Consider the following 550-nt stretch of genomic DNA (forward strand, 5'->3'; position numbering starts at 1 on the left):
TGGAGGATTTTTGGCGACAGCGGCTCGGGCAGTTTAGGACATTGCGTCCTTCTTTCCTGTCATCGTCCGTGGCCGCGGCCGCCCGAATGGCAGTCGAGTTCGTGGTTCACTCCAAGTGCTTTGGCTAGACTGTCCCCACGCGATCGCTCGGAATACTTGGCAACGGCTTGGCTGATCTATCTCGCCCGCATCACGGGAGAAAGAGAGCTTCAGCTGGGATGGACGCCTGCATCGGATGGTTCGCAAGCTGCCTCCAAAGTGATGGAGGTGTTGATCTCTTCTGTCGTGCCGATGGAAGTGACGATTGAGCGTGCTAATGATTTTGAAGAAGTGCGCAAAACCGTAGCGGCCGAATTGGCTCATCTGACGGCGCACGGTAGCTTCGCCCGGGATCTTATCGCGCGTTGCCCGGAGTTGCGAGGTGTGGAGGCGCTACACTCGCACCGACCCTGGCCGATTGGCATCACAATCACGACACAGAGCTGTTCGGTGGCTGGCGATCTGATGACGAGTCACAAAGCTGGCCCGGCCCGATGCGGCGATTTGCTGA

Annotated in this window: 1 protein-coding gene; it reads left to right on the top strand. The window is 58.4% G+C overall.

What is annotated here, in order from left to right:
• Positions 1-156: 156 nt before the first annotated feature.
• Positions 157-550, top strand: a 394-nt coding sequence (locus IVA79_RS27870) for a hypothetical protein (RefSeq protein ID WP_247559084.1), incomplete at its 3' end; no start/stop codon positions are given.

Origin of the sequence: Bradyrhizobium sp. 138 (assembly GCF_023074075.1) — a bacterium.
Classification (GTDB): Bacteria; Pseudomonadota; Alphaproteobacteria; order Rhizobiales; family Xanthobacteraceae; genus Bradyrhizobium.